Source organism: Veillonella sp. AF13-2 (genome assembly GCF_003603295.1).
Taxonomy (GTDB): domain Bacteria; phylum Bacillota; class Negativicutes; order Veillonellales; family Veillonellaceae; genus Veillonella; species Veillonella parvula_E.
In genome coordinates, this window is record NZ_QTMT01000002.1 from 361,880 (window position 1) to 387,829 (window position 25,950).

Annotated in this window: 25 protein-coding genes; 7 read left to right on the plus strand and 18 right to left on the minus strand. The window is 38.9% G+C overall.

All coding sequences use genetic code 11. The features are described 5' to 3' along the window. Positions 1-108: 108 nt before the first annotated feature. Positions 109-396, plus strand: a complete 288-nt coding sequence (locus DWV85_RS05530; RefSeq protein ID WP_123138237.1) for a DUF1637 domain-containing protein — start codon at positions 109-111, stop codon at positions 394-396. A gap of 162 nt (positions 397-558) precedes the next feature. Here the strand turns inward: DWV85_RS05530 and DWV85_RS05535 are convergent, their stop codons facing one another. The 10 genes from DWV85_RS05535 to DWV85_RS05585 form a co-directional block, all read right to left on the minus strand. Further along, complete coding sequence (locus DWV85_RS05535) at positions 559-1,080, minus strand: nitroreductase family protein (protein ID WP_123138238.1); 522 nt, start codon at positions 1,078-1,080, stop codon at positions 559-561. 88 nt (positions 1,081-1,168) lie between these two features. Next, positions 1,169-1,627, minus strand: coding sequence for an OmpH family outer membrane protein (locus tag DWV85_RS05540; RefSeq protein WP_004698051.1), 459 nt, complete (start codon positions 1,625-1,627; stop codon positions 1,169-1,171). Between the two features lie 280 nt (positions 1,628-1,907). Beyond that, positions 1,908-2,285, minus strand: a complete 378-nt coding sequence (locus tag DWV85_RS05545; protein WP_123138239.1) for a spore germination protein GerW family protein — start codon at positions 2,283-2,285, stop codon at positions 1,908-1,910. Positions 2,286-2,362: 77 nt separating this feature from the next. Continuing rightward, positions 2,363-3,502, minus strand: a complete 1,140-nt coding sequence (locus DWV85_RS05550) for a hypothetical protein (RefSeq protein ID WP_123138283.1) — start codon at positions 3,500-3,502, stop codon at positions 2,363-2,365. Between the two features lie 29 nt (positions 3,503-3,531). Then, positions 3,532-4,110, minus strand: coding sequence for a cob(I)yrinic acid a,c-diamide adenosyltransferase (locus DWV85_RS05555; RefSeq protein ID WP_004694402.1), 579 nt, complete (start codon positions 4,108-4,110; stop codon positions 3,532-3,534). Between the two features lie 129 nt (positions 4,111-4,239). Then, on the minus strand, positions 4,240-5,196 hold the full coding sequence (locus tag DWV85_RS05560; RefSeq protein WP_105087297.1) for a M23 family metallopeptidase: 957 nt from the start codon (positions 5,194-5,196) through the stop codon (positions 4,240-4,242). A 9-nt stretch (positions 5,197-5,205) separates the two neighbouring features. After that, complete coding sequence (locus tag DWV85_RS05565; protein WP_004694397.1) at positions 5,206-5,727, minus strand: DUF4446 family protein; 522 nt, start codon at positions 5,725-5,727, stop codon at positions 5,206-5,208. 216 nt (positions 5,728-5,943) lie between these two features. Beyond that, positions 5,944-7,209 carry a [FeFe] hydrogenase H-cluster maturation GTPase HydF gene (gene hydF, locus DWV85_RS05570; RefSeq protein ID WP_123138240.1) on the minus strand — a complete coding sequence of 422 codons (1,266 nt, stop codon included), beginning with the start codon at positions 7,207-7,209 and terminating at the stop codon, positions 5,944-5,946. Positions 7,210-7,548: 339 nt separating this feature from the next. Next, entirely contained in the window at positions 7,549-8,478 is a 930-nt protein-coding gene (locus tag DWV85_RS05580) for a ParB/RepB/Spo0J family partition protein (protein WP_123138242.1), read from the minus strand. Between the two features lie 180 nt (positions 8,479-8,658). Then, positions 8,659-9,429: an AAA family ATPase gene (locus tag DWV85_RS05585; RefSeq protein ID WP_004698040.1), complete on the minus strand. Its 771-nt coding sequence runs from the start codon at positions 9,427-9,429 to the stop codon at positions 8,659-8,661. A gap of 901 nt (positions 9,430-10,330) precedes the next feature. On the opposite strand from DWV85_RS05585, the gene DWV85_RS05590 reads away from it, so the two are divergent. The 3 genes from DWV85_RS05590 to DWV85_RS05600 are packed head-to-tail and all read left to right on the plus strand — an operon-like array spanning position 10,331 to position 14,460. Further along, a complete protein-coding gene (locus tag DWV85_RS05590; RefSeq protein ID WP_123138243.1) occupies positions 10,331-11,098 on the plus strand; it encodes a methionine synthase in 768 nt (255 codons plus the stop codon). A gap of 47 nt (positions 11,099-11,145) precedes the next feature. Continuing rightward, positions 11,146-13,581 carry a homocysteine S-methyltransferase family protein gene (locus tag DWV85_RS05595; protein WP_123138244.1) on the plus strand — a complete coding sequence of 812 codons (2,436 nt, stop codon included), beginning with the start codon at positions 11,146-11,148 and terminating at the stop codon, positions 13,579-13,581. A 21-nt stretch (positions 13,582-13,602) separates the two neighbouring features. Next, positions 13,603-14,460 (plus strand): methylenetetrahydrofolate reductase, encoded by an 858-nt coding sequence (locus DWV85_RS05600; RefSeq protein WP_123138245.1) that lies wholly within the window; start codon positions 13,603-13,605, stop codon positions 14,458-14,460. A gap of 305 nt (positions 14,461-14,765) precedes the next feature. Here the strand turns inward: DWV85_RS05600 and rsmG are convergent, their stop codons facing one another. The 8 genes from rsmG to rpmH form a co-directional block, all read right to left on the minus strand. Further along, the gene (rsmG, locus tag DWV85_RS05605) at positions 14,766-15,518 is read right to left on the minus strand and encodes a 16S rRNA (guanine(527)-N(7))-methyltransferase RsmG (RefSeq protein ID WP_123138246.1); all 753 of its coding nucleotides are present in this window, start codon (positions 15,516-15,518) and stop codon (positions 14,766-14,768) included. A 119-nt stretch (positions 15,519-15,637) separates the two neighbouring features. Further along, complete coding sequence (mnmG, locus tag DWV85_RS05610; protein WP_123138247.1) at positions 15,638-17,509, minus strand: tRNA uridine-5-carboxymethylaminomethyl(34) synthesis enzyme MnmG; 1,872 nt, start codon at positions 17,507-17,509, stop codon at positions 15,638-15,640. A 50-nt stretch (positions 17,510-17,559) separates the two neighbouring features. Further along, positions 17,560-18,945 (minus strand): tRNA uridine-5-carboxymethylaminomethyl(34) synthesis GTPase MnmE, encoded by a 1,386-nt coding sequence (gene mnmE, locus DWV85_RS05615; protein ID WP_123138248.1) that lies wholly within the window; start codon positions 18,943-18,945, stop codon positions 17,560-17,562. A gap of 189 nt (positions 18,946-19,134) precedes the next feature. Further along, positions 19,135-19,932, minus strand: coding sequence for an RNA-binding cell elongation regulator Jag/EloR (gene jag / locus DWV85_RS05620; protein ID WP_123138249.1), 798 nt, complete (start codon positions 19,930-19,932; stop codon positions 19,135-19,137). Between the two features lie 11 nt (positions 19,933-19,943). After that, positions 19,944-20,609, minus strand: a complete 666-nt coding sequence (locus tag DWV85_RS05625) for a YidC/Oxa1 family membrane protein insertase (RefSeq protein ID WP_123138250.1) — start codon at positions 20,607-20,609, stop codon at positions 19,944-19,946. Positions 20,610-20,777: 168 nt separating this feature from the next. Then, positions 20,778-20,999, minus strand: coding sequence for a membrane protein insertion efficiency factor YidD (gene yidD, locus DWV85_RS05630; protein WP_012865047.1), 222 nt, complete (start codon positions 20,997-20,999; stop codon positions 20,778-20,780). Between the two features lie 48 nt (positions 21,000-21,047). Further along, positions 21,048-21,407: a ribonuclease P protein component gene (rnpA, locus tag DWV85_RS05635; RefSeq protein WP_004692947.1), complete on the minus strand. Its 360-nt coding sequence runs from the start codon at positions 21,405-21,407 to the stop codon at positions 21,048-21,050. Between the two features lie 79 nt (positions 21,408-21,486). Further along, positions 21,487-21,621: a 50S ribosomal protein L34 gene (gene rpmH, locus DWV85_RS05640; RefSeq protein ID WP_004692946.1), complete on the minus strand. Its 135-nt coding sequence runs from the start codon at positions 21,619-21,621 to the stop codon at positions 21,487-21,489. A gap of 1,058 nt (positions 21,622-22,679) precedes the next feature. Here rpmH and dnaA point away from each other — a divergent pair. The 3 genes from dnaA to DWV85_RS05655 all read left to right on the plus strand — a co-directional run bounded on the left by dnaA (position 22,680) and on the right by DWV85_RS05655 (position 25,950). Then, positions 22,680-24,254 (plus strand): chromosomal replication initiator protein DnaA, encoded by a 1,575-nt coding sequence (gene dnaA, locus DWV85_RS05645; protein ID WP_123138251.1) that lies wholly within the window; start codon positions 22,680-22,682, stop codon positions 24,252-24,254. A gap of 326 nt (positions 24,255-24,580) precedes the next feature. Further along, complete coding sequence (gene dnaN / locus DWV85_RS05650; RefSeq protein WP_004698016.1) at positions 24,581-25,693, plus strand: DNA polymerase III subunit beta; 1,113 nt, start codon at positions 24,581-24,583, stop codon at positions 25,691-25,693. A 23-nt stretch (positions 25,694-25,716) separates the two neighbouring features. Then, positions 25,717-25,950, plus strand: coding sequence for an RNA-binding S4 domain-containing protein (locus DWV85_RS05655; protein WP_105087308.1), 234 nt, complete (start codon positions 25,717-25,719; stop codon positions 25,948-25,950).

The window sequence follows — 25,950 nt, forward strand, 5'->3', positions numbered from 1 at the left end:
CAGCATTGATAAACAATATCATTTATAATACAATTATAAGATAAATATACAACATAGTATGTATTACATTAAACTTTCAATATAAAAATTAGAACTAGGAGGTCCATTATGGCAGGCACAGTTAATCAAGAATTAGGTTTATTATTCCAAGGTCCTAATTATGTAATCGTAAAAAAAGGCGGCAAGGCTGGTGAAAAGGTGGAAAAACATAACCACCCTGAAGCTAATGTCATTTTTACAGTTGTAAAAGGTAAAGTACAAGTGTTCCTTAATGAAACTGAAGAGCATGTACTCGTACCAGGCCAAGTATTGGAATTCAAGGGCGATAACTACATCCAAGCAACACTCGTAGAAGACAGCGAGTTCGTTGTAAACCTCATTCATAAACCAGAATAAAATACCAAAGGACAGTTGATACAAACAACTGTCCTTTTTATATAAACTATGTATTAAAGAGAAATCATATAGTTATTAAGTTTTATATAACCATTTAGTGGTTCAATTATATCCATAGTTATTAAATACTTATAGAGTAATACATAGTCTAAAAACATTCTTTTAAAAGGAATTATAGATTGTAAATTCACTCACATCAAAGCGTTTTGTATGGCCTGGTGCAGGAACACAGTCTGGATGAAGGTAACCAATTGGGAAGATGGCTACAGGGATGATATTATCAGGCAAGTTATATGCCTTGCGTACTTTAGCAGGATCAAAGTGAGCAATCCACGTTGTACCTAGACCGATATCGGCTACGGTAAACATAATATGGGATCCCACGATGCTGGCATCTACAACCCCCATATCCGCATCATCGTATTCCCGCTTCCAGCTCACCGTATTATCGTAACAAACAATGATTGCCAACGGTGCATTAAAATGACCATTAGTGCAATCTTTTAGTTTCTTTAAGCTATCTTCTGTATTTAACACGAGCAGTCTTTGCGGCTGGTAGTTATGAGCCGTAGGTGCTAATCTAGCTACTTCTAACAAAATATCTACCTTCTCTTGCTCCACTGGTCGAGTATCGAATTTTCGAACCGAATACCGCTCTGTGGCTAATGCTTTAAAATCTTTCATTAAATCTCACTCCTTTATCGGATTCATCCAAATGTATTTTAATAAATAACCCCCTAGCTGATACCTCAGTTAGGGGGTTTTGTGCTTATTATTTTTTAAGACGGCTAATTACTTCGTTAGTAATGTTTTCGATTTTGCTGTTAGCGTCAGCAGCACGAATTGTGTATGGATCATCCAATACTACGTCCATTTGTTTTTCAACGCGAATAGCTTCAACAGTGTTGTGAATTGCTTGCATCATAGGTTGAGCAATTTTATTGATTTCTTCGTTTTCTTTTTGAAGCAATGGAGCTACAGTTTTGTTGAATTCTGCTTCTGCTTGTGCAGAGTCTTTAATTTTTTCAATTTCTTGTACTTTTTTTTCAATTTGTGGACGGTATTGAGCGTCTACTTGTTGCATTTTCATATCTAATGCACCATAGCCAGGGTAGCTATTTACTACTTGGCTCATATTTACTAAGCCAATGTTAGCAGCACTTGCTACTGCAGCAGTAGCAGACATAGCACCAACGATAGCTAAGGTAGTCAATTTTTTAGATAATTTCATCTGAAATCCTCCTCGATTAAAAGTGTCACTATACAATCCAATAGTGTACTATTTTTACTATAGCAAATCTTGCTAAATTTCACAAGACTATGATAAATAGCATAATAAAGCCCTATGAACTACTTATGAAAGTTATGAGAACTTAAAATAATACCCACAAGCATCCTCTGAGACCCTTAAAGCAGTCGATACAGACCTATTCAGAACACACATGTGGGCATTTCGGCTTTCACCAATTATTTATAATTTGTCATCAAATTATAGTTTATTATTCACCGAATTATTGTTCATCATTTAAATAGATGTATTTATCGGATTTCAATTTGGACACGAGATCAGGCACCAAACCGATAAGGCGATCAAAGCTGCTGCTGTAAGGGTTGCCCTTAATGTTGAACAATTCGATGCGGTCACCTTTAATAACAAGGATTGCGCTTGGTTCCATTTTGGCACCACCGCCACCGCCGCCAGATTCTTGGCTTTTATTGGCTCTGCAGTGGTTTGTACCAGTACCGAAGCCAAAGGTTACATCAACAAATGGAACGAGTGTAGTATCGCCAATTTGCACAGCTTCACCAACTACCGTTTCCACTTTAATCATATTTTTAAACTTCTCGAATAGGACTTCCAAATTCTCTTTTACATTACTGTTCTCCATCACAGTACCTCCGCTTTTTGTGAAAGTATTATAGCTATAATAATACAGCTCATATACTCAATTGACTTTATATATCCTTACGCTGTTTGACCCTGTTCGGCTTTTAGCTTTTCTAGTTGCTTTGCTTCCTTCCGTTTAACCCAGAAGACACGAGCACTTTCACCCAATAGGGAACGCATAGGTTTAGATACCAAGAATCTAGTACCATACCACGCCAATACGGCAAGAATCATACGACCTTTAATATAGCCGCTGCCTTCAGCTATCCAGTTCACATAATCTATCTCAATAGACTCTGCTTGCTCAGGCCAAATGCTATACAACATAGATGCAATAAGCCCCATCCGATACGGATCACCAATACCAAATCGGCCCTCTATAGCCATATCACGTGGTTTAGAGTGGTTATAGCATCGTTTCGACACAAGGAATATCTGACGCCACAACTCTGTATTTCTCAAGTGTTTCATGAACCAGAATGTAGGAATTTCAGACTTGAATGATGCTACCGGATCATTGGGATCAGGCTTTCCAAAACGTTGTTTCACAGTCGTTTTAATATCATTTACCTTTGTAAATACCTTTTCCTTGATAGAGCCGTCACTATTGAAAGTAACATGACTTACCACTTCATCATCATCTTGAATATGAGCCGTTGGATCTTGTTGTATCGAATCATACCGCTCAGCACGAGCTTGTGCATCCATATCCTTAGAAGCCGCATCAGGTCGCTCAATGCGCTCCTTTGCCCTAGGTGCGCTCCCCGCCCCTGGTGATTCGTCATCATCAAAGATTGTATCGGAGCCTTGGGCGCTCTTCAAGTCATCAAAGCTTGTGCCGCTAGAGCTTGCAGTTGGACCTTGTCCGCCTCCTTGCATAGCCTTTGCAAAAGCTTCTGCTTGTGATATGTCGCCGTCATCATCCATTACCTTTTGATATTCTTCATCTACACGATTTTCAAGCCATTGTTCATAGTCTTTCACAGGACCGATCTTAAGTACACCTAAAACGTATAATTCCTTAAAAAATGGTTTATTTTGAATGTACGCTAAGTGGAGTGAAAATACGCGCCACAGCCATTTGATGCGCAGTTCGCCACGATATGGCGTCCGTCCATCAATTTCGATGCTATATGTGATTGGTGCCAGTAGGATAGTCAAGATGAGTGCTACAATGATGGCCACAATAACGAGGGCCACAATAGCCACTGTACTCAACCACATCACCTCCTTAGGTGTTCCTATGATTAGTTTTCAATGCCTTTTCGAGCCATTACGCCTTGTAGGTAGTAATGTTTAATCTCTTTCATCTCCGTTACGAGATCGGCCTCATCAATTAATTCTTGAGGAGCCCCACGACCCGTAAATACGAGTTCCGTTTCTGGATGACGAGCATCGAGTAAAGCTTTAGTTTTATCCCATGTAATGAGTTCAAAGAAGAGAGCCATATTGTACTCATCAAGTACAACGAGGTCGTACTCACCACTGCTGATCGCAGCAAGTGCACGTTCATAGCCTTTTTCGATGAGAGCTACATAATCCTTCGGAGGATTACCAGACTCAAAGACAACGACTTCATCGCCCCATTTAGCAAGTTCATCCTTACTCTTCATGCCTTCTTTGATGATAAAGAATGGCTTGCCCACAGTTTCTAACGTTAAATTTGTTAAGGTAGGTAAAATAGTATGTTCACTATATACTTTAGATTTCATAAATTGTAAGAAGAGGACTTTCTTGCCAGCGCCGATGGCACGAATAGCTAGGCCAATTGCGGCAGTTGTTTTGCCCTTGCCTTCGCCGGTATAAACTTGTACATAGGCCTTCATAGATATACCTCCGTTCATATACTTTTATTTTACAATATATATATACAAAAGGAAAGAAAAAGAACTTGCTATAAGCGCATATGCACGCATAACAAGTTCTTTTTAGGTCTTATATAAGCTTTTATATTTCTAATTGCTAATTGGTAAGAAGATCATAGGGTCTACAGGCGTATTGTTAAGGCGTACCTCGTAGTGAACATGGGCCCCCGTACTTTTACCAGTACTACCCATCAAAGCTATGGTTTGACCTTGTTTCACGCTCATCCCTACCGTTACCAATACGGCACTATTATGGCCATAACGGGTAACAAAACCATTGCCATGATCGATTTCAACGAGGTTACCATAACCGCCGCTTGTATACCCTGCAAAGGTTACCACCCCTGCCGCAGTAGCCACGATTTGGGAACCATAGTCATCGGCAATATCGATACCTTCATGGAATGCACCAATAGCACCCGTAACAGGGTCAACACGGCTACCAAATGGAGATGTAATAACGCCCTTACTTGGCCAAATACTAGGTGTCGTACTATTCACAGCACCACCAGAACCAGCGGAGAAATTGATGGATTGTAATGCCATCAAATCTTGTGCGCCACCATCGCGAAGGATATTGCGCATTGTATAGAAACTAACAAGCAATTTTTGTGCTTCCTTATCCATTTTGGATAGTCGAGCCGATAATTGTGCCGCTGTTAACGTCTGTGCTTCACTATTATCAGCGGCTTCCTGCTTTGGGTCGCTACCATCCCCGCCACCTTGAGCTGGTGTGCCAGATTCAGCGCCCTTCAACATTTTCTTATTTTCTTCACTAATTTGATTTAAGTTTTGAATTTTCTTATCCAAAACCTCTGTTTTTTGTTGTAACAATTTCAACTGTTCCGATTGCAATTGCGTTTGTTGACGTAATTGCACAACCTCAGCTTGACGCACAATGCCCCAAATACCGAGTACCAATGCCAAGACCAATACTACAGAACCAATAATGGCAACGAGTTTCGCTTGCTTGGTAGTTAATGTCAATATGCAGTTGTCACCATTTCTTTCAACTTTGTTTGAAATGAATGCCGGTATTTTCAACATAAAACTTCCTTATTTCGAGACGATAGCGCTCGTCAACGCTTCCTCATTGGTACGCTCACCCAACGCTTCGTTCAAACTTTCTAATTCTTCTTGTGAAAGACTTACTAAACTTTTACCTTTCACAATAGGTTTACTAAAAATACGAGATTCGCTACGACCGTAAATACTGGAGATACAGATGCCATTATTGTTGCCATCTAGCAAGGTAAGCGCAAAGGACAGATCATTTCCGATATTTTCAAAGGCATTATACTTAATAAAGCCAATTTTTTGTATCGTATTACTCTGAATATTGCGAATTGCCACTTGCTCGGATAACAAGGACTCAAGGCCTTTCGCAGCATCGCGAATTTCACTGACCTCTACAGATAATTTACGCTCTAGGCTCGCACCATGCTCCCCTTGCATAAAGAAATCGTATTTCTTTTTCAAGCTACCTAAACGAATGTGTAAGATTACACAATATACGAATAACACTATAACAAGAACGATGGTAACCATGCCTATCCACGGTTGAATCGATTCGAACATGTATTTTCCTTCCTATACAATCATCAAAACTCCAACAGTTAATTATACCATTCCTATTGTGAAAGTTAAATGACTGCATGCAATTTAATTTAATATATTTAATATATCTAATATAGATAAACGATAGCTATATAACAATGTATATAACAAGTATGTAATGTATATCTAAATGTATGTGTTACATACATATTACAATGCTATTTATTAGGCTATTTATTAGCCCTCTAGTTCGTCAACAAATGGGCTTATTGCTCGTTCTAGTATACCATGTAGAGCTGCTATGAGTACACCGTAATTTACAATGGGTGTACTTTGTACAACAGCGCATTCTATACGACGTAACACCTCACGGCGTGTTAGCATACAAGCACCACAGTGGATGATCAAATCATACTGTGATACATCCTTAGGGAATGCTCCCCCACTAGTGAATTCTAACTGTAAATCTGTATAGCCTTGCTTCTTTAAAAGATTAGGTATTTTTACAGTCCCAATATCATCGCATTGACGACGATGTGTACAACCTTCACTGATGAGTACCTTGGAACCAGCTTTCAAATTCTTAATAGCCTTAACACCAGTGACTAAATCCTGTAATTTTCCCTTAAATCGTGCCATCAAAATAGAAAAAGATGTCAATGGAATCGAATCAGGTGTCAACTCATCAACCCGATCAAAAGCTTGGGAATCACAGATTACCATTTTAGGGGGATTCTTAAGAGAGTGAATCATAGCCGGTAATTCTTCTGTTTGGCAGACTAAAGCTAGGCCTTTGTGATCGAGAATTTCTCGGATAGTTTGCACCTGTGGCAAGATGAGTCGCCCCTTTGGTGCGGCACTATCGATAGGACATACAAGAATGATTGTATCCCCCTCTTCAACTAAACCTTGTAAAAGAGTTTGCTCCCCTTCTACATCAAGTGGTGTTAGCCCACCGAGTAGATCAAGCAACTCTAATCGTTTCGCATCAGATGTGAAGTCAGCAGAACCAATGACAGTAACCAAATCAGATAAACCCATATAATCCGCTATATAACGCTCTCCCAGTATATCTCTGCCTATACTAGCTTTAGACTCCGTTAAATTGTTTGGCACCGCATTAATCTCATTAATAAAAAGTGCAACAGGTACATTATTTTGTTTCAAAAGACCTAACCAGTGCATATCGTCTGAGGTTGGCTCTTCATCGGTGCGAAGCACATAAACAGCCAAGTTAATCTTTTTCACGACCTCTTCTGTTTTCTCCATGCGCAATGCACCTAATTCAGTTGTATCATCTATACCAGCAGTATCAGTAATCACCACAGGGCCAAGTGGTAAGATTTCCATAGCTTTGCTTACAGGATCTGTTGTAGTCCCTGCCACATCGGATACTAACGATACAGGCTGATCAGTTAACATGTTGATCAATGTAGACTTACCGGCATTACAACGGCCAAAAAAGCCAATATGTATGCGGTTTGCCTTAGGTGTTTGTTCCATAACCTATCCTTGTTACTTAACCTTCACATATATTACAAATATATTATAAAACTTCTTGCGTCTTACCTTATTATTTAATAAATCTATTACATATAGTAAAAGCGCAGCCCGTAGACTACACTTTTACCTCAGATTGTTATTATTACGACTATTACAATTGCTATAGCTGTTATTATTGTTATTGTTGTTGTTATTGTTGTTATTATTATCGTTACTATTATTGTTGGTGTTACGGCTATTGCTATTGCTATTACTATTTCTTTTGCTTTTGCTTTTGCTTTTGCTTTTGCTTTTGCTTTTGCTTTTGCTTTTGCTTTTGCTTTTGCTTTTGCTAGCCAATTATACTCTAAACTCTATTGTTTCCGCATCTTCTGTTTGATCTTGCCCATCCATATATGCAATAAGTCTTTCTAACTCAGCTTCAGAGGAGAAAGCAATTTCAATTTTTCCTTGTACTTTTTTGCCCGCACGGAATTTAATATTCACAGGGGATCCTAAGCTTAGTTTTAAACGGTCCATTAGGGCACGAACTTCTGCCGTATTTTGAGGTTTACCAGCCTTTGCTTTAGACAATTTATTTTGCATAGACTTAACAAGGGCCTCTGCTTGTCTAGCGCTTAGCTCACCCTCTTTAATACGTTCAGCTGCTTCCATTTGTTGAGCTGCACTTCTTAACGCTAATAATGGACGAGCTTGACCAACCGTCAAATCACCTTCGATAAGATCCTTTTGTACAGAATCACATAATTTTAAAAGACGAACCATATTAGCTATATATGAACGGCTACGGCCAAGACGAGCGGAAATCATTTCTTGCGTTTGCTTATAAGTATCCATCAATCCTTGATAAGCCAATGCTTCTTCAATAGGATCTAATCCTTCTCGTTGTAGGTTTTCTACAAGAGCAACCTCTGTCATTTCTTCGGTATTATATTTTTTAACAATAACTGGTACTGTTTTCAATCCAGCAATCATAGCAGCACGATAACGGCGCTCACCAGCTACAATTTGGTATTTATTCTTTTGTTTACGAACTACAATCGGTTGGAAAATACCAAGATTCTTGATTGATTCAGCCAATGTAGCTAGACTATCTTCATCAAAACTTTTACGCGGTTGATCTACATTTGGAACTAACTCAGAAATTGGCAGTTCATGTATCTCCTTTTCAGGCAATACAGACTCTACAGAGTCAACCTTCATTAAATTCTCAAGACCCTTCCCCAATCCAGACGCTTTGCTTTTTTTGCTTTTAATTTCTCTTGGCATACAACTAACCTCTCTCGGCCTTACCAATATTTACAAATTTAAAATATGTAAATCACAAAAACCACCAAAAACTAATATTCATAGCATTAGATACCTACATATTACCAGATACTTATTACCTTTAGGTACTTACTTCGCTTTTGTGTTTATTGAGCTTTAGTACTTATTTATCTCTAGTGCTTATTTAGTTTTAGATGCTTTAATTACCTCTTTAGCTAATTTCGTATATACATCAGCACCTTTGGATTTTGGATCATATACAATGATTGGCTCCCCATAACTAGGCGCCTCACTTAAACGTACATTACGAGGAATAATTGTTTTATATACTTTATTGCCAAAGAATTTTTTTACTTCATCGGCTACTTGAATCGATAAATTTGTGCGGCCATCAAACATAGTCAATAGCACGCCTTCAATTTCAAGATCCTTATTTGATGTTTGTTGTACAATTGTTATCGTTTTAACTAATTGACTAACCCCTTCCAATGCGTAAAATTCACTTTGAATCGGAATCAATACACTATCAGCAGCAGTGAAGGCATTTAACGTTAATAACCCGAGAGATGGTGGACAGTCAATGACGATAAAATCATATGTATCTCGTACTGACGCTAATGCTTTTTTCAACATTGTTTCACGTGAAACAACGGAAACTAGTTCTACTTCAGCACCAGCTAGTTGAATTGTTGCAGGCGCCACAAATAGGTTTTCAAGCATTGTAGGTTGTACAATATCAGCAATTGGTTCTCCATCAATTAGAACATCATGCACACAGAGCTCTAAATCATCCTTTTCAATACCTAACCCAGAACTAGCATTACCTTGTGGATCCAAATCAACCAGTAACACCTTCTTACCTGCATCAGCTAAACAAGCACTCAAATTTACTGATGTTGTAGTTTTACCAACACCGCCTTTTTGATTAGTAATAGCTATAACTTTGCCCACTTAATTCACCTCACATCTTCGTTCAAAATATTTCTTTTTCATTATAACATAAAATAATGCCAATTACGGTATTTATAAATCAAATTCCTATAAATTTATCTATCTACTACATTTTTTCCTGCTTACATTTATATTACGCCCATAAACTTATAGGTAAGTAACTTCATTAATATAATTACAACACTTATTTTTTATTGTTTCACGTGAAACATAGAAATTTATTCCTTTACTATTTAAGTAGAACACAAAATAAGAAAAATTACATCAAATGTTCTATAAGTTTTACGATTAGATGTTTCACGTGAAACATTTAAGGATTTAAATCTAACACAAAAATTAAGTTGTAAAATTAATAAAAAATTTTACAGTAAAAAATTATCATATTAATATAAATCTATACCTATAGACAAATATACACAAAATTATTTTATATCATCTTTTTTATTTATAGAACAACACCATTAGCGAAAGGTATAAAGTAATCAACTTTTGATCGGTAACATTATATATAACAATAATATACGAAATGTAATGAACTAATATTAATATACTTATATACTCATAACAAATTAGATTATATTTAATAAATTGTTTCACGTGAAACATTATGGTTAACATTAAACATATAAAGCCTTCATCACCAATAACTTTTATGAACAAAAATCATTTTGATATAACTTTAAACTATACCTATATACTACTAAATTATATGAGAATACAGGCCCCATATACTTTGACAGGTATTATTCATATCTATATACTATTAGTTAGATAGTAATTAGATTGATAATCTTAAGAGTCTAGAAAAATCACTTTATAAGATTTATATATACAATTAATAACAGTAAGCACACGCTCTACGGACACGCAGAGCTTTTTATTTTGAAGAGGAGGCGTTTCTATGCCCATCTATAACGGAATGCTTCCTGCCATCGATAAAGCAGAAGTAAAACGATACGCAGGACTTCGTCACGCTGAAGATTTTCCACAAAACTATGTTGACGAAGCATGTAAGGAAATCCAATTATTGGCTACACCTAGAGGTGTATATCAAGAATATGATTACGATGCAGAAACAAAAACAATTTTAAGCAATCCACCGCTTAAAATTGAAGGGTCTATCATCGAAAAGCATCTAGAAAAATCTACTAAAGTATACGTATTAGGCGTAACAGTTGGAGAAGATGTAGAAATTCGTAGTGAACAGTTATTTAAACAAGGTAACTATACGGTAGGCTTATTACTTGATGCAGCAGCCACAACTGCTGTAGAACAGGTAGCTGATCAGGTAAACGAAGTAATCAATACAATTGCTAAAAAACAAGGCTATAAGCCAACTTGGCGTTTTAGCCCTGGTTATGGCAACTGGCCACTAGAAATCCAACCACAATTAGCTAAAATCATCAAAACAGAGATGATTGGCTTACAAGTAACAGAGAACTATTTATTATTCCCACGTAAGTCTGTAACGGCTATCATCGGTTTAATGCCAGCAAACGAAGATATTAAAACTAACCGAGGCTGTACATCTTGTTCACAACAAAACTGTGCATCTCGAAAATTACCAGAGAAAGCAACAGTCAACACCCAAGATGGGGGAGAAGAGGAAGGTAGTAAAACTACTGCCGACATTTCTGGTATTGCCATGAAGGGGCAACCAATACAATAGTGTTTCACGTGAAACATTGTAATTTAGGATGTTAAAGGAAGATGTTTATGTATATATTTGACGGTGCTATGGGCACAATGCTTCAAGCGGCAGGCTTAGAAGAAGGCTATTGTCCAGAGCTATTTAATATTGAAAGACCAGAAGTAGTAAAGGATATTCATGCTCAATACTTACAACATGGCAGTGATGTAATCACTACCAATACATTCGGTGCTTGTGGTCTTAAATTAGAAGATTATGACTTGCAGGATCGCGTAAGAGAAATCAATATTGCAGCTGTGAAGGTAGCAAAAGAAGCCATTGCAGAGAATAAACCAACTGCTCGTGTAGCAGGTTCTATGGGTCCTACAGGCCGTTTTTTACAACCATTAGGCAATATGAGCTTTGACTCTATCTATGATACATATCGTGAACAAGCCGAAGCATTAATCGAAGGTGGCGTTGATTTTATTATCATTGAAACTATCATCGACGTACAGGAAATGCGTGCCGCTTTATTAGCCTCTTTAGATGCTCGTGAAGCAGCGGGGAAGACAAAGGATGATGTACAAATCATCTGTCAATTTTCTTTTAGTGAAGACGGTCGTACTATTACAGGTACACCACCAGCAGTAGCAACTACTATCGTAGAAGCTATAGGGGCTGATATCATTGGTATCAACTGTTCCCTTGGACCTGAACAAATTACACCACTTATCGAAGAGATTGCAAGCGTTACAAATTTACCAATAAGCTGTCAGCCAAATGCCGGTATGCCTCAATTAATAAATAAACAAACTGTATTCCCACTTTCAGCTGAAGAGATGGGACCATTGATGCTCGATATCGTTGATGCAGGCGCTAGTTATGTTGGTGGTTGCTGTGGTACAACACCAGCTCATATTCAATCTATTTCCGATGCGGTGAAAGCTCATACGCCAAAAGAACGTACCCACATTACACCTAAAACAATTATTACAAGTCGTACTAAACTTTTAGAGTTGGGCCATCATACAAAACCGCTTATCATTGGTGAACGTATTAACCCAACAGGTCGTAAAGTACTCGCTCAAGAATTGCGCGATGGCTCTTTCATTCGTGTAAAGCGCGATGCCTTAGATCAAGTAGAGGCAGGCGCAGATATCCTCGATGTAAACATGGGCGTAGCTGGCATGGATCAAACTCCATTGATGGAACGAGCAATCTTTGAATTATCCATGCTCGTTGAAACTCCATTGTCTATCGATACATTGGACCCAGCAGCTATGGAAGTAGCTCTTAAAAACTACCCAGGCCGCGCTCTTATTAACTCCGTAAATGGGGAGGAGGAGTCCATCACTCAAGTTATGCCTTTAGCTAAACGATACGGTGCAGCATTGCTTTGCTTGCCATTATCCAGTGGTGACCTTCCTGAAAAAGCAGAGGACCGCGTTACTTTAGCTGAAAGTATCGTAAATCGCGCGTATGGTTATGGTCTTCAACCACATGACTTATTACTCGATCCATTGGTATTAACACTTGCCAGCGGTGAAGATAGTGCACGCCAAACATTGCGTACACTACAATTATATAAAGAAAAATTTGGCTTCCCAACAGTAATGGGCTTGTCCAATATTTCCTTCGGTATGCCTCAGCGTCCATATTTGAACGGCCAATTTTTAACAATGGCTCTCGCATGTGGCTTAACAACACCGATTATGAATCCACTCAATTATCCAGCAAAAAAAGCATTTGTATCTAGTACTACCTTACTAGGCTGGGACCCAGGTTCTGCTGAATTTATTAAAGAATACGGCTATGAAGACGAAACTACCGCTCCTGGTAACACTGCTCCTAAAGGGCCAGATAAAAAATCCTTCGATAGTAATGATCCTTTAGCCAATATTCGCGCATGTGTAGAACAAGGCGAAAAAGAAGCTATCATTGATCTTGTAAAAAAAGCCTTAGCAGATGGTATCGATCCATTAGATCTTACGAAAAAAGGCTTATCTGAAGCGATGAACGTAGTGGGGGATAAGTTTGGTTCTGGTAAGTTATTCTTACCACAAGTAATGCTTGCTGCTGAAACAATGCAGGCTGCTTTCAACACCATTAAAGAAATTATTCCTGCTAGTGAAAGCTTAGATAAAGGCACCGTTGTCGTAGCTACAGTTAAAGGCGACATTCATGATTTAGGTAAAAATATCGTAGCAGCATTGCTCGAAAACAATGGTTACAAAATCGTCGACCTGGGTAAGGACGTTGACCCAGAAGTTATCGTACAAGCTATTAAAGATAACAAAGCTGCCCTCGTTGGCATCTGTTCCTTGATGACGACAACCATGCCACAAATCGACAATACTATCGCTGCTATCCGTGCAGCAGGCCTTAAAACTAAGGTCATGGTTGGTGGCGCCGTAGTATCTCAAGACTACGCAGACCAAGCAGGCGCGGATATCTACGCTAAGGACGGCATCGCTGCTGTTAACCATGCTAACGATTTCTTTGAAACACTAGAAAAATAATGTATAGTAACGAGGTACATGATGACATTAAGAGAAAAACATCAACAAGGGCAGTTCACCATTACTGTTGAATTGGATCCTCCTAAAAGCAGTTCTGCAGAAAAGACCTTCGAACAAGCAGCCCGTTTGAAAGGGAAGGTGGATGCTATCAACATCGCTGATAGCCCTATGTCCAAAATGCGCATGAGCCCAATTTCTCTTTCTTATTTATTACAACATAACAAAGAAATTGAAACTATTTTCCACCTTACATGCCGCGACCGTAATATTATCGGATTGCAATCTGAATTACTCGGTGCAGCAGCTTTGGGCGTGCATAATATTTTAACACTCACTGGTGATAAACCAGATAATGGGGACCATCCATTTGCACAATCCGTATTTGAAGTCGACTGTATGGGACTACTCAACATCGCTAAGACATTAAATGCAGGCAAAGACCTTGCAGGTAATGACCTAGACGCACCTACAAACTTCTACATCGGTGCCACTGGTAATCCTGGTGCTCCAGATTTAGAGATTGAACGCCAAAAATTAGCTGCTAAAATTCAAAATGGCGCTCACTTTGTACAAACACAACCAATTTACGATTTAGAACAGGCAAAACGCTACATTGACAAGATGTCTGAATTCGATGTACCTATCATGCTAGGCTTGATTCCACTTAAAAGCTTTAAAATGGCTACATACCTCCATGAAAAAGTGCCTGGAATTAACCTTACTCAAGAAATCTTGGACCGCATGGAAAAAGGTGGTAAAGAAGCGGGTACAGAAATTGCGATTGAAACACTTGAACAAATCAAGAAAATTGCAGCAGGCGTACATATTATGCCTTTAAATGATATCGATACAACGTTACATATTATTGACCACGTATAAGTCATTTTAATGTTTGCATAGAATACCTTTCCCACGGACTCCAAAGCGAGCTAAGTCGTCCTTAGGGAAAGGTATTCTATTTTCATTTAAACTAATTTATCCTATATCAAAATAACTCCTCCTTAAAATGTTGTTGTAAACGATATCATTTAATAGGTAGTGGGGAGGGGGATAGAAAACGAGCTAAGTCATTCCTAATGAAAAGGAAAGAGGATGCAAATATAAGATTTGCATCCTCTTTTTGTACTTGTTTTGTATTGTATTGCTAGTTTTATTAAGTTTCACACGGTATGTACTAGTGAAAATCATACTAATGGTTTATCTTTGATTTCTTTTGGTTTCCGTGGGTATTGTTTTGGCGTTTTTCCCGTTTTCTTTATATATATGATTGCTCGTTTATCATCTAGGGTTGGCAGAGTAATGGTTCTTACTTCTTCGATAGTGGCTTTTAGTATGCTAAGAGCTTTATTAGATTCTTTAACTTCTTCTTCGTAGATAGCTCCTTTTAAAGCAACTACATATCCACCTTCTTTTACATATGGCACAGTCCATTCTAAAAGAATCGGCAAACGTGCCACGGCACGGCTCGTAGCAATATCAAAGCTTTCACGGTAATCTTGATGACTCAAATCCTCCGCACGTCCGTGTAAGGTAGTACAGTTCGTCAGTTTTAGTTCATCTATAACCGATTCCAAAAAGTTAAGCCGCTTTTTTAAAGAATCAAACAGGGTAACCTTGAGGCTACGGTCATAGATAGCCAATGGAATACCAGGAAAACCTGCACCGGTACCAACATCGATAATCGTCATGCCAGATTTGATAATTTCAGAATCATAACATGAGAGGGAGTCAATCATATGCTTAATCACGACCTCTTTCATGTCTGTAATACCCGTTAGATTGAGATATTTATTTGTTTCAATCATATGCACATAATACAAGTAAAAGTCTTTTACCTGTTCTTCTGTACAGGGCAAACCAAAATGACTCATTTGCTCCATCATATACGAAACAAATTCAGACTGAGGTGCTATAGGCACATCGTATTTTTCTTTCATAAGTACTCCTAATGAATTGTCTAATATGTATAGGACAATAAGATTTGTAGGAAATATCTTTTAAAAAGTTCATATAAATTGCATGTTATTACATGAATTCATATTATTACATGCTATTTTTATTTACTTCTGTTGTATTGCTCTAATTGGATCAATAGAACAGATACGTCTGCAGGGGAGACGCCAGAGATACGGCTTGCTTGGCCGATGGAGTGAGGACGAATCTTGTTGAGCTTTTGTTGAGCTTCAAGAGAAATGCCCTTAATTTCTGTGTAGTCCCATTCTTTTGGAAGAATTTTTTCTTCTAGTTTGCGAACTTTATCGACTTGGTCCATTTGCTTTTTAATGTACCCTTCGTAGGTAATGGAAATATCGACAGCCTCTTCTACATCAGGTGTATAGCGTTTCAAACCAAATGCATCAGCTACATTGGCGTAAGAGAGTTCATTACGTTTTACTAAATCATAAGCGTGAATACCTGTTCTAATAGGTGCTGTACCTAAACCTTCAAGCAAAACTTGTGTTTCTTTGGATGGATTGACAGGTGTATTTCGTAACATATCCATTGCTTCTTCGATAGCAGCTTTCTTTGCTGTAAATTTGGCCCAACGATCGTCTTTTACAAGACCGATTTCACGGCCTTTTTCTGTAAGACGCAGGTCTGCATTATCTTGACGAAGCAATAGACGGTATTCACTGCGGCTTGTCATCATGCGGTACGGTTCATTTGTACCTTTTGTTACAAGATCATCGATAAGAACACCGATGTACGCTTCGGAGCGAGCAAGGATGAACGGTTCCTTTCCTTGAATCCACAATGCTGCGTTGATACCAGCCATGAGGCCTTGAGCAGCCGCTTCTTCATAGCCGGATGTACCGTTGGCTTGACCTGCAGAGTAGAGACCTTCAATATGTTTCACTTGAAGTGCTGGTGTCAATTGCGTTGGATTCAAGCAATCGTATTCGATAGCATAGGCAGGACGCATAATTTCAACATTCTCAAGACCTGGGATGGTACGCAAGAAAGCATATTGTACATCCATTGGAAGAGACGTACTCATACCTTGTACATACATTTCATTTGTACCCGTGCCTTCTGGTTCTACGAATAATTGATGGCGTTCTTTATCGGCAAAGCGCACTACTTTATCTTCGATGGAAGGACAGTAACGAGGGCCTACGCCTTCGATTTTGCCACTATACATAGGAGCCCGGTGAATATTGCTATGAATGATTTCGTGCGTTTCTTTATTAGTATAGGTCAACCAACATACATCTTCATTACGATTAATCCATTCATCCATGAAGGAAAATGCGTGATGATGTGCATCGCCTTCTTGAACTACCATATTTTCGAGGTTTAAAGTACGTTTATCTACACGTGCTGGTGTACCCGTCTTAAAGCGCATCAATTCAATACCATTATCGAGTAAGGATTGAGAGAAATGTTCCGCTACGCGTTGACCATTTGGACCGCCCACATAATCGATATCACCGATGAGGATTTTACCTTTCAAATAGGTACCTGTACAAAGAATAATAGCCTTAGCACCATAAAATTCACCAAGCTCTGTAACGATACCTATTACCTTATCATCCTCAACCTTAAGTTCTGTCACCATGATTTGCTTAACATTAAGATTATCTGTATTCTCCAATGTTTGTTTCATCAAATGTTGGTATTTAATCTTGTCGGATTGGCAGCGCAAAGAATGAACGGCAGGCCCTTTGCCCATATTGAGCATACGCATTTGGATAGCCGTAGCATCCGCATTGATACCCATTTGACCGCCTAATGCGTCAACTTCGTAAACAAGATGGCTTTTACCAGGGCCACCCACGGCAGGGTTGCACGGCATAAGCGCAATATTATCTAAACTGATAGTCGCCATCAACGTGCGATGACCCATGCGGGCAGTAGCGAGAGCCGCCTCACAACCAGCATGACCGCCACCGATGACGATGACATCATAATTATCTACTGTGTACATATCAATTAAATTCCTTATATTTGTTACTTATCTTACTGTGAAAGTTTAAATCACTTACCAAGGCAAAAACGACTAAACAATTCATCTATCATGCTTTCTCGGATGGTATCGCCCGTGATGTCGCCTAGTAGTTCCCAAGCGCTACGCAAGTCGGTGGCCACAAAGTCTACAGGCATGCCCATGTCGATAGAGGAGAGGGCTTGTTCTACTTGAGCCTTCGCTTGTTCCATGAGGCTGATGTGGCGCACATTACTGATCATGGCGCTATTGTCTTGTTTTACGCGACCGCCGTAGACGAGTTCTTGCACCCATTTGGCAAGAACCGCAGAGCCTTCGCCTTCTTTAGCACTGATTCGTTCGATAGCCGTGAAGGTTCCGTGTTCTTTAATATTTTCATCTGTAACGACTTGTGCCACATCGGACTTATTAAGGAGTACGATAGTATTCAAACCGCTCACAGAGGTCAAAATTTCGATTTCTTCAGGGGTTAAAGGAGTAGACCCGTCTATAACACAAAGCACGATGTCTGCTTTGTTAATATAATCACGAGCACGCTCAACACCGAGGGCTTCCACCGTATCTTGTGTGTCGCGAATACCTGCTGTATCGATGAGGCGCAAGGAAATGCCTTCTACGGTCATATATTCTTCAATACTATCGCGTGTCGTCCCCGGAATATCCGTTACGATAGCGCGATTTTCGCGCAAGAGAGCATTCATAAGGCTCGATTTACCTGCATTTGGACGGCCTACGATAACCGTTGTAATACCGTCCCGAATAAGGCGACCTGTGTTTGCTGTGGACAAGAGTTCATCCATAGCTTTCAAAATAGGCTGCAACTGTTCGCGAACCTCTTGGCTCGTTACGTCTTCTATATCCTCCTCAGGATAGTCGATGGTTACCTCTAAATGAGCAATCATGGCGATGAGCTGTTCACGCACATCTTTTACAAAGGATGAAACAGTTCCATCTAGCTGAGCCACAGCGAGGGAGAGGGAGTCCTCTGTTTTTGCTTCAATAATATCAATGATCGCCTCCGCTTGGGTGAGGTCGATACGTCCGTTCATAAAGGCGCGCTTCGTAAATTCACCGGCCTCAGCCATGCGCACATCGTGATTGACGAGGAGTTTCAGAATTTGTCGAACCGGTACAATGCCACCGTGACACTGAATTTCTACCACATCTTCCGCCGTGTAGGAATGAGGCCCTTTCATTAATAGTACAAGAACCTCATCGATGGTCTTGTTCGTCATCGGATCCACAATGGTCCCATATTGAATCGTTCTATTTTGGCGGTCCATCAAAGGAACGATGCCAGTGCTCTTGAACAGGCTATTTACAATAGGAAAACTATCCTTGCCGCTGACCCGAATAATACCAACCCCACCGATGCCGGGCGGTGTCGCAATGGCCGCTATTGTATCATCTATATACATACATATCTCCGTATTTCGATTATCTAGTATTTGTTTTTGTATATGTTCTTCGCCTGTGAAAGTTAAACTAAACTAATCTTTGCATGCGAAGATTAACTTAGGTTAGCTTTCACCATAACCTAAAGAATAAAGGGAACAGCCCTCAAGTAACGGAAAATCCTAGCTACTTGAAAGCTGCACCACTATATTTTATTTTTTGTACGAAATCACAACGTGACGGAATGGTTCATCCCCTTCACTGTTGGTAACAACGTTTTTGTCGCCTTGAAGGGCAGTATGAATGATTTTACGTTCAAAAGCATTCATCGGTTCTAAGGAAACCTTTTGACGGTTGCGTTTCACCTTAGAAGCCAAACGTTTCGCGAGATTTACCAATGTTTCTTCTCGGCGAGAACGATAGTTTTCCACATCTACCACGATATGGCAGTGGCCAGATACATCCTTGTGAGCCACGAGATTTGTTAAGTATTGAATAGCATCCAAGGTTTGACCATGTTTGCCTATCAAAATACCTAAATCTTCGCCATGTACTTGGAATGTAATCTTGTCTTTGGTCATCATCTTTTCGATAACAACAGTGAGGCCCATTTGTGTAAACATATCATCGAGGAATTGTTTACCTTTTTCAGCAATTTCTTGTTGATCCTCTTTTGAAAGTTCCTTTTTAGAAGGTTTTTCTTCTACAGTACTTTCAGAAGTTTCAGCTGTCGTATCTTGTACTTCTGTTTCGCTTATTGCCACTGGTTCGGAAGCAATAGCTACAGATTGTTCTTTAACATTAGCTGCTTCTTCTGCAGTAGCAGATTTAGCTAAAGCGGTGAAGAATAAGCGAACAACTGCTGGTTTACGACCAATGCCTAAAAATCCACTAGAAGGTTGTTCTAAGACCTTAGTTTCTACCAATTCTTGACCTTCAGAGGCCAATTGAGCTACACCTTTAGCAATGGCATCTTCAATGGTTTTAGCAGATACATCGATAAATTCCATAGTGCCTCCTATTATTTAGCTTCTAAGCCTTTGTAAATGAAATGTTGTTGTACAAATTGGAACACATTGGATACGATCCAGTAAATAACTAAGCCAGAAGGGAAGTTAAGAGAAATGTAACCAATGAATAGAGGCATAAAGATTGTCATAATCTTTTGTTGTTGCGCAGCAGCACCAGTTGCACCGCTACTAGTTTGACGGGACATAATCCAAGTGGACACCGCACTCAATACTGGCAAGATGTACATAGGATCTGGTTCGCCAAGACTAGGAAGCCATAAGAAATGTACATAGTTTTGATCGTATGGATAGCTTTGTAAAGCATAGAAAATAGCGATCAAGAATGGCATTTGCACCAATAGAGGCAAGCAGCCCGCTAATGGGTTAACACCCATTTCTTTGTACAATGCACCCATTTCCGCTTGCAGTTTTGCAGGATCATTTTTGTATTTATCTTGCAATTCTTTCATGCGAGGCTGCAACTCTTGCATAGCCTTCATGGATTTGATTTGTTTAACAGTAAGTGGCGCCAAAATCGCTTTAATAACAATTGTTAAAAGGATAATAGCCACACCGTAGCTCGGATAGCCTACCATTTGAGTCAATTGGAACGCATAGGTTACCAATGTACTCATCAAATTAACGATAGGTTGGAATACACTACTTAAAAATTCCATTGTTTCTCCTTTTTCTTACAGTCCGAAACCGTCCTTTGCGCATCTATATATCGTTATGGTATGGTCTAAATTTCATCCATACAGATGCTCAGGTATTTCCAAAACTGTGCTAGATAATGATGGTGAAAGTTACTTTCACAGAACACATCCAGTCTAATCCCAAAGGGGTTAGGGAACTGGATCGTAGCCACCCTTATGGAAAGGATGACAGCGAAGAATGCGTTTTAAACCCATCCAGCTACCTTTCAAAGGACCATATTTTTCGATGGCCTGCAGAGTATATGTGGAACATGTCGGATAATAACGGCAACATCCAGGTTTTAAGGGAGATATGGCGAGCTGATAAAACCTAATTAAAAGTCGTAAAAGCATAGTTATACAGCGTTTCATGGAAACCTCCATATACACAAAAAGGACCAAAGCCTCTAACTTGTGGTCCTATTTATCATTTTGTATCAATAATTTGCTTTTTCGCAAGAGATACAAAATCTCCTTTTCCGCTTTTTCGTAGGTAGCGTTTTTCAGAGGGCCACGTCCAACAATTACGATATGATACCCTTCGCGAATGGCGTGCTGATTGAGGCGATATACCTCTTTCATCAGGCGTCTAGCTCGGTTGCGCTCCACTGCACAACCAACCTTTTTGCCTGTTACAAAACCAATGCGCGTAGGTTGCTTTGCCACGGGCATACGATACAGTACACACATACGACCTACTTCGTATTTTCCGTGCTTATACACAAGGCGATATTCATTATTGTGCGTCAGTCGTCTTGCTTTATCAAGGCAATAATCCATATGCATTATCCTTAAGTCCTAAGAATAGAAAAACTTGGCAGCAGCGCCAAGTTTTTTCTCCTGCCTAACAGCTATTATATTATGCAGATAAGCGTTTTCTGCCTTTTGCACGTCTTCTTTTCAAAACGAGACGGCCACCAATAGTTTTCATGCGTTCACGGAAACCATGGGTACGTTTTCTCCAAAGAGTATTTGGTTGGTAAGTACGTTTCATTAGTAAAACACCTCCTCGTCATTCTGTATTGTTTTACTTATACCATAACAGGGTAATTATAGAGGTAAAACGTAAATTTGTCAATATAATAAAGGGGTTCTGCTGTGAGTTCTTGTATTTCTGAAAATAATTCTACTACACATTTTATCCTGTAATTGATGTTACGTTTCCAGGGGGAGGAATATAGGGATCCTTCATCGCTCCATACTCATCGTAAAGTCGCTCAAAAGGACCCTATATTCCCTCCCTAAGGCAACCCTAATGTCACCTTCAACACCACTACACGATGTAAACGTAACATCAATTTATCAACATACAAGAACTCACAATTCAAATCTTTTTATACTTTGGCAAATTTATGTTTTGATCTCCAGTTGAAGAGAGGGGAGGAATAGATGTGGTTTTCTCCCTCCATACTCATTGTAAGTCGGTCAAAAATCCACATCTATTCCTGCTCCTAAGACTCCCTTTTAGAAAAATCACTAGTTTGTCATTTTTATCTATCATTTATTTTTGATTATCTGAAGGTTGATGTTGTTATGTTCATCAATTACTTTTCCATCTATGTGTATAATAATCATAAAAATTATCTTATTGGAGGAGGGGAATGAAAACTACTTTTTGAGCGACTTGCGTTAGAATGGAGCGATAAAAGTAGTTTTCATTCCTTCCCCAAAAGTAATTGATGAACAAATAATGATATAATTATTGATTTATTAACACATTTCCTTCAGATAACCAAAAGTTATCCACAGAATAAATGACAAATTAGTGATTTTTTGGTACAATCATACTTGAAATTAGGAAAAATTATATATTTTTATAGGTTTTTGATGGATAACTTTCGAGGTTATCCACATTTTTTCTCTTTTAGTTTATAAAAACTGAAAAATCAGTAATTATCTATATAAAATAGACTTTTATTTTTACTTATTCACAGGTTATACACAAGTTATTCACAGGAATAATAGTTTTTTCCACATCTTTTACAATGGTTATGCACATTATTCCTAAAGTTATACACATTTATCGCAATAGTTATTCACAAGAGGCACGTCATGCAGTCATTTGATTTAAATAATATATGGGAACATATATTGCAAGAGGCGAAAAAGAATATGCAGCATTTACCTGACGCATTGTATTTGCGCGTCACGTCATCGTTGATTCCCATGTCTCTCGAAAGTCATTCGATCCATATTGGGGTCATGCAAACATTTGTAAAAAACTTAATCGACCAGCAGCCGCAGATTAGCAAGGCTTTGCAGGATGCTATTACTACGGTCATCGGTTCCCATCGGGATATGGTATTATTCGATTTCAATCAAGAGAGTGTAGATACTACCTTTGTTGATGAAAGTCTCATCGATACGCCAGTTGTAGCACCGCTAATGCCTTTACCTCCTATAGTAGAGGAAAAGGCTCATCAAGAGGAGTTTTACACACCAGTCTATCAAGATCCTGTCTATATAGACCGTGCACCAGCGCCTGTGGAAATTCCAGACGAACCAATGGTAGCTACACCAAAGAAATCCACAGAAACAACGCCAACATTGCAGTCTGATAATGTACCTGTGGATTTATCGTTATCTAATCTCAATCCGGCGTACCGTTTTGATAACTACGTAACGGGCAACGCCAACCGCATTCCTTTTGGAGCTGCTCAAAATGTAGCTGAATTTCCAGGCGGCGACTACAATCCTCTCTTTATCTACGGTCCATCTGGCCTCGGAAAAACACACTTGATGCATGCCATTGGCAATGCTATCAAGGAAAATCATCCACATATGAAGGTCATGTCCATTACGAGCGAAAACTTTATGAATATTTTCGTCGAAACATTGCAGCGCAACCAAGGTAAATTATTCCGCAATACATTCCGCAATATCGATGTTCTCATGATTGACGATATTCAGTTCCTTGAAAGCCGTGAAAGTACGAAAACTGAGCTGTTTAATACGTTCAATGAATTATTAAATAACAACAAGCAAATCGTACTTACCTCTGATACGATGCCAAACGATATGGAACAGTTCGAAGATCGTCTTCGCTCTCGTTTCCAAGCTGGCTACATTGCCACAATGGAAAATCCAGATTTAGAAACGCGCATCGCCATCTTCAGATCACTGCTCGAACGAGAATATAAAAAGAATCGCATTATTCGTATCGATAATGATTCAATTAACTACGTAGCATTGCAATTTAGCGAAAACGTCCGCGTATTGCAAGGTGCTTTCACCAAGCTCATCGGTACAGCATCCATCGATCAACGTCTCGAATCTATCGACCTAGAATACACAAAACACGCCTTGGCTGGCCTCGTTCATACCGAAGAGGTGAATATGGTTAATATTGAAAGCATCCAGAATTTTGTGAGTTCTTATTTCAATATTAAAAAGCAAGACCTACTCGGCAAGAAACGAAAAGCCCAATTCGCATTTCCACGGCAAATCGCCATGTATCTATGCCGCGATATGATCAATGAAAGCTATCCTCAAATCGCAGCAGCTTTTTCTCGTGACCATACGACAATTCTCCATGCGTACGATAAAATAACGAAGGAAATTGAAAAAAACGAAGAAACTAAACGAATGGTTGCAGAAATTAAACAGAAATTAACAACCTGTGGATAACTCTGTGGATATACGGTGAATAACTTTGTGGATATCCTAAAACTCATACTTTGATGTTAATATGTGGATAAGTAGGTACAAACTATCAACATAGTTATACACAACCCATAATTCACACAGTTAGTGGCGCCAAATCACTTTTACACATATAAACAGGCCCCTACTATTACTACTACTAAAACTAACAAACAATCAAAAAACCAGTAGAAATAGATCTACCGTAGAATATCTATAGAGCATCTACGATAGTAAACATTGAATATTACAAACAAAGCAAGTAATTATTAGTGCTTTTACAATATATAAAAATCATAAAGGAGTAACATATGCATATTACATTCCCTAAAGCAAATCTCCAAAAAGCAATTAACGTATTGCAAAAGGTATCTCAAAATAAAACAAGTTCCAACTTACCAGGTGCTATCTACATGACTACAAAAAATGGTCAAGTAGAATTGCAAGGTAACGACTTTGAACTCGGCATTCGCTTAACCATCGATGGAGACATTAAAGAACCTGGTACTTTAGTGGTAGGTTCCCGCTATTTCCAAGAATTAATTCGCAAATTGCCTGGCGATACTATTGAACTTTACAAACCAGAAGACGGAAATTCTTTGACTATCACATCTGGATCTTCCGAATTTAACCTTGTTACATTACATCCAGATGATTTTTCCTTGGTGGAACAAATTCACGACCAAGATCATGTAAACATCGACAGCTTTGCTATGAAAGAACTCATCGATTTAACAAATTATGCAGCTGCTACTGATGAAGATCGTCCTGTATTTACCGGTGCTCTTCTTGAAATCAAAGAAAACGAAGTGACTATGGTTGCTACCGATACACACCGTATGGCTGTTAAAAAAATTACCATCGATGAACCAGCAACGACTCCAATGCGCGCTATCATCCCTACAAAAACGTTGGCTGAAGTATCTCGTTTATTACCAACAGATAATCCAGCTATGATCAATATCATTTGGAATCGTACACAAATCGTATTTAATTTTGAATCTATTTATATTATTTCTCGCTTAATCGAAGGCACATATCCTGAATATGAAAAGGTAATTCCTTCTCAATTCGATTCTAGCGCTGTAATCGATCGCCGTGAATTCGCTGGTGCTGTTGATCGCGTATCCTTGTTGGCTAAAGACATCAGTTATAACGTAATTCGTTATGATTGGTCTGAAAGCAATGTCACATTGTCTACTCAAAATACTGAAATCGGTATGGCAAAAGAAGACGTAGCTGTTGAATTTAAAGGCACACCTTTTACAATATCTTTCAATGGTCGCTACATCTCTGACATCTTGCGTCACAGCACAGGCGATAATATTCACTTGTTCTTAAAACAAAATGGTCCTGTTGTCATTCGACAAGACAATAATCCGAACTATACATACGTAGTAACACCAGTTCGTACGAATGCATAACCTTTATCACATAGGAGAACATTATGAAAGAGCAACAGCAGGTACCCATTCATACGGAGTACATTCAAATTGATCAGTTGTTGAAGTTAGAAGGCATCATTGAAACAGGTGGTCAAATTAAATCTTTCATCGATGAAGGCATCCTTACCTTGAATGGTCAGGTCGTAACGGAAAAACGCAAGAAATGCCGCGTTGGTGATGTAATTTCTTGTGAAGGTCTCGATGTAGACCTCATAATTACACAAGAGGAGGCATAA